The 5237-nt window shown below is 50.8% G+C and carries 1 protein-coding gene; it reads left to right on the forward strand.

What is annotated here, in order from left to right:
• Positions 1 to 5237: SDR family NAD(P)-dependent oxidoreductase (locus tag L692_RS0119520; RefSeq protein ID WP_025701737.1), on the forward strand; the 5237-nt coding region annotated here is incomplete at both ends.

Genomic DNA, 5237 nt, shown 5'->3' on the forward strand with positions numbered 1-5237 from the left:
AGGGGTCCCAACCGTAGTCCATCCGCTGGTGCATGAGAATATCTCCGATTTTACGGAGCAGCGTTTCCGCTCAACCTTTACGGGAGAGGAGTTTTTCCTGGCCGATCATGTGGTGAACGGACAGCGGATCCTTCCAGCGGTGGCGTATCTGGAGATGGCGAGAGCCGCCGTCGAACGCTCCTCGAAGAGGAATCAATCAAGAGAGATCAGATTGACGGATGTAGCCTGGATGCGGCCCCTTATTGTGGACAGCGGTCCGATTAATGTGATGATCAGTCTTTGTCCGGAAAACGACGAGGAAATCAGCTATGAAATTTACAGTGAAACAGAGGATGATGATGCGGGAAGAATCGTCCATGCCAGGGGTATGGCGGCTTTCGTCCGGTATGACCATACACCTCGTTTGGATATAACCTATTTGCAGAATCAGTGCGGACAGTACATATTGGACTCCAAAGAGTGCTATCGGATTCTCGCTCAGATGGGCCTTGATTACGGACCGGGACATCAAGGAATCAAGCAGTTGTTTGTATGTAAGAATCAGGTTTTAGCAAAATTATTCATTTCCAGTTCCGCAGCCTCTGACGCAAACCGGTACATTCTGAATCCGGGTTTATTGGATGCAGCTTTACAGGCCGCCGTCGGTATGCAGAAGAACCGCGTGGGGGAGACGATTTTCACCCCTGGGTCCGATATTTGCAAGCCGGCGCTGCCTTTTGCCTTAAAGGAGTTTGAAATATACGGGGCATGTAGGAGTGAAATGTGGGCATACATCCGTTATAGCGAGGGCTGCGGTGAAAATGACCGTGTACAAAAGCTCGATATCGATTTGTGTGACGAGCAGGGACGGGTCTGTGTTCGTTTGAAAGGTTACTCGCCCCGCGTGTTGGATAACGCCGAACTTGGGACAGTAACCCCCGCACCTACCCGTGGAAGTCTGATCCTAAAGCCGGACTGGAAGAGGGGGACACTAACAGAGGGCTCCACCGTCTTCTCTGTGGATGAGCGGTTGGTTGTGCTGTGTGTGCCCATAGGCGAGAACTGGGGGCGGAGTGAAAGCCTTTTGGGAGGAGTCCGCTGTATTAACCTGGAAATGGATGCAGGGGCAGCGGTTGAAAGCTTCCAAACGGGCGCTTCTCGGGTTTTTGACGAAATTCGTCACGTTCTTGGAAGAAGATCGAAGCAAAAAACGCTCTTTCAGATTATCGTGAGCGGACAAAACGACTATTGGCTGTTCTCTGGACTATCCGGAATGCTGAAAACGGCCGGGTTGGAAAATCCCAATTTTATCGGACAAGTTATCGAAGTGAATCCAGAAGAGGACCTAGAGGCGATCACCCGCAAATTGGAAGAGTGCAAGCTGCAGCCGTATGAACAGCATGTGCGTTACATAGATGGGGTGCGTTGTGTACAAGGATGGAGCAGAGTGGAACCGCCTTTGCATGAACCGGTCTCTCCATGGAAAGACAGCGGCGTGTATCTGATAACGGGGGGAGCCGGAGGGTTGGGGCTTCAGTTCGCCAGGGATGCCGCCGAGCGAGCTCCGGGAGCACGTCTCATTCTGGCGGGGAGGTCTGCGCCGAGTCTCGAACAAGAGCATATCCTGCAAGAAATGCGGGGCTTGGGAGCTACAGTTGTGTATAAGCAGGTCGATGTAACAGACGAACGGGCAGTAGAGCGTCTTGTGCAAAACATTCAAACGGAGTACGGTGGACTGCACGGTATCATTCATTGCGCGGGCTTCATCAAGGATAACTATATCCTCAAAAAGACTGCTGAAGAACTGCGGCTTGTTATGGCGCCGAAGGTAGCAGGGGCGGTGTACTTAGACCATACTACCCGGCACATGGATCTCGATTTCTTTGTACTCTGTTCATCAATCGCCGGCAGTTTGGGAAATCCGGGTCAGGCAGACTATTCTGCAGCCAACGCGTTTATGGATGTTTTCGCCGAGCAGCGCAACCAACGAGTCGCTTCAAAAGAAAGACACGGCCGTACGGTTTCTGTGAACTGGCCGATTTGGAAGGAGGGCGGGATGAACGTTGATTCAGCTACCCAGCAGGCCCTTACGGAACGGACTGGCATGCTCGCGATGGAGACCTCGACCGGTATTCGAAGCCTGTATATGGCGATCGCTTCCGGAGAGAGCCGGTTGATGGTAATGGAAGGGGAGCTGGACCGGCTTCGTCAGATTTTTCTGGGCGATATAAGCTTGAATCCCCAAAAGGCTGTTGACGCAGAAGCTCAGCGAACGGAATTTCTCGTATATTCTGGCGAAACGATTTCCGAAAAAGCAGTATCATTTTTCAAGAAATTGCTTTCTTCGGTCATCAAGCTGCCGGCCAACCGCATCGAAGCGGACGCGCCGATGGAGAAATACGGAATTGACTCCATCATGGTTATGCAACTGACTGGTGAATTGGAGAAGGTGTTTGGCACATTGCCCAAAACCCTTTGGTTTGAGTACCGGAATATCCGTGAACTGACGGGCTATTTTCTTGAATTGTACCCCGATGAAATCAATAAGCTTCTGGGTACCGTGCCTGAGATGGAAGCAGCTTTCCCGGCATTCAGGCATGTTCCGCAACATGCGGAATCTTCGAAGGTTGTTCGTAAAAGCGGCCGGAGGTTTGATCGAACACGCGGCTATGAGTCGGAGATAAAGGCAGCGGAGGAAGAAATTGCGATTATCGGGGTTGCCGGCCGTTATCCGGGAGCACAGAACTTGGATCAATATTGGGAAGTTCTGCGTGACGGCAAGGACTGTATCACTGAGATTCCGCGCGATCGCTGGGATGCGGAATTCTACTACGATCGGAATAAGGGCAAAGCCGGAAAGACAAATAGCAAGTGGGGCGGTTTTCTTGATGACATAGATTGCTTTGACCCTCTCTTTTTCAATATTTCGCCATGGGAAGCGGAAAGAATGGACCCGCAGGAGCGTTTATTTTTACAATGTGTTTATGAGACGCTCGAAGACGCAGGGTACACCAGATTCACTCTTGGACAGAGAGAGGGTTCGGGGGGGAGTGTTGGTGTTTTTGTAGGGGTGATGTACGAAGAATACCAGCTCTACGGAGTGGAGGAAACGGCGCAGGGCCGGCCGGTAGCGCTGAGCGGCAATCCTTCTTCCATCGCAAACCGTGTTTCCTACTTTTGCAATTTCAATGGACCCAGCATCGCTGTGGACACCATGTGCTCTTCTTCATTAACTGCGATCCATTTTGCTTGTCAAAGCATCCAGCGGGGGGACTGCGAAACGGCCATTGCCGGAGGCGTTAATCTTTCCCTTCACCCTAATAAGTATCTGCTGCTTGGGCAAGGAAACTTTGCATCAAGCAAAGGACGGTGCGAAAGCTTTGGGGAAGGCGGAGACGGCTACGTTCCGGGCGAGGGAGTGGGTGCTGTACTGCTTAAGCCGCTATCCAAGGCGATTGCGGATGGAGATCAAATCTATGCGGTGATCAAGGGCAGCGCTATCAACCATGGGGGGAAAACCAACGGTTATTACGTTCCTAATCTACATGCCCAAGCTGGAGTAATCGGCCGAGTTTTGGAAAGATCGGGTATAAATCCCAGGGCGATAAGCTATATTGAAGCGCATGGCACCGGCACTTCGCTTGGCGATCCGATTGAACTGGCCGGCTTGACCAAAACTTTTGAAACCTATACGCGTGACAGGCAGTTTTGCGCCCTCGGTTCAGCCAAGTCCAACATCGGGCATTGCGAAAGCGCCTCGGGCATTGCGGGATTGACGAAAGTGCTGCTTCAGATCAAATACCGCAAATTGGTTCCTTCTCTGCATTCCAAGGTACTGAATTCCAATATCGATTTCAGCCGTACACCCTTCGTTGTACAGCAGGATCTTACGGAGTGGAAACGTCCAATCATTGAAATGCATGGTGAAACAACGGTGTTTCCACGGATTGCCGGGATATCATCCTTTGGGGCGGGCGGCGCGAATGCGCATATTATTCTGTCGGAATATGTTGCTGAGGAGCCGGAAACGGCCAATGAGGGAGGCGCATTCCAGCAGCAGTATGTCGTTCTCCTATCGGCAAAAAACAGGGAGCGCCTTCAAGAGCAGGCAAGCAATCTGCTTGATGCTATCCGGAGAAAACGACAGGAAGATCTAAGTTTGGCGGACATGGCCTACACGCTCCAGGTCGGAAGAGAAGCCATGGAAGAACGGATTGCCTTTATCGTCGGTTCAGCGGGGGAACTTGAAGAGAAGCTTCAGCAATTTCTTGACGGTAAAGAGGAGATTGAGAACCTGATACAAGGGCGAATAAAACGGGATAAAGAGGAAGTGGAACTGTTTGCTGCGGATGACGATCTAAAGCAGGCCGTCACGGCTTGGTTGAATAAACGAAAATACCGAAATATTTTGAATTTATGGGTTAAGGGGTTGGAAGTGGATTGGAATCGGTTATATTTCGATATCAAGCCAAGACGGATTAGTCTGCCCGCCTATCCCTTTGCAAAGGAGCGTTGTTGGCTGCCGAAAAGCGGGCCGGGGTCAGCTCTAGACACACATATATTTGAAGCGCCTTCTTACGTGCACCCGTTGCTGCAGCTGAATTGCTCCGATTTTTCAGAGCAGCGTTTTTCTTCAACCTTTACCGGTAGGGAATATTATCTTTTGGATGACGAGACGGGAAGTGGAAAGCGTTTCTTCCCGCATGGCGCATATTTTGAAATGGTGGCTGCGGCCGTAAACTATTCCCTTGGAGAATTAAAAGAGGAAGAGCCGCAGATCAGGCTGCACCGCTTGATTTTACATCAGCCGATTTCAGTGGAATTCGATTCTGTCACTGTGGAAATTTCCCTAACACCGGAGGAGGATGGAACGATTTCATTCAACATTTTCAGCAGGAATGGAAAAGATTGCGTTGTTTACTGCGAGGGCATAGCTGAGCTGGATTTGAAGGTGAATACGGTCTGTTTAAACCTGCAGCAGCTAGAGGCTGATTGTGGAAGCATGAGTGTAAAGTCCCCAAAATCTGAATATAGTCGTTCGTTATCCGAAGCGGGACAATTGCTGGTTCAGTTGTCTGTGCCAGATTCACTTGCCGCTGCGGAGCAAGGGGATTGGCAGATGGATTCCCTTCAACTGCATGAGGTTATGTTAATGCAGAGTTATTTAACGGACAACGGATCGTCAGCGCGGCAGAAGCAGTCGGTTCTGTCCCTTCCATTTACACTGCAGGAGCTTGAGATTCTCGGCCGATGCACGG

Source organism: Paenibacillus forsythiae T98, assembly GCF_000520735.1.
In the GTDB taxonomy this organism is placed as follows: Bacteria; Bacillota; Bacilli; order Paenibacillales; family Paenibacillaceae; genus Paenibacillus_AQ; species Paenibacillus_AQ forsythiae.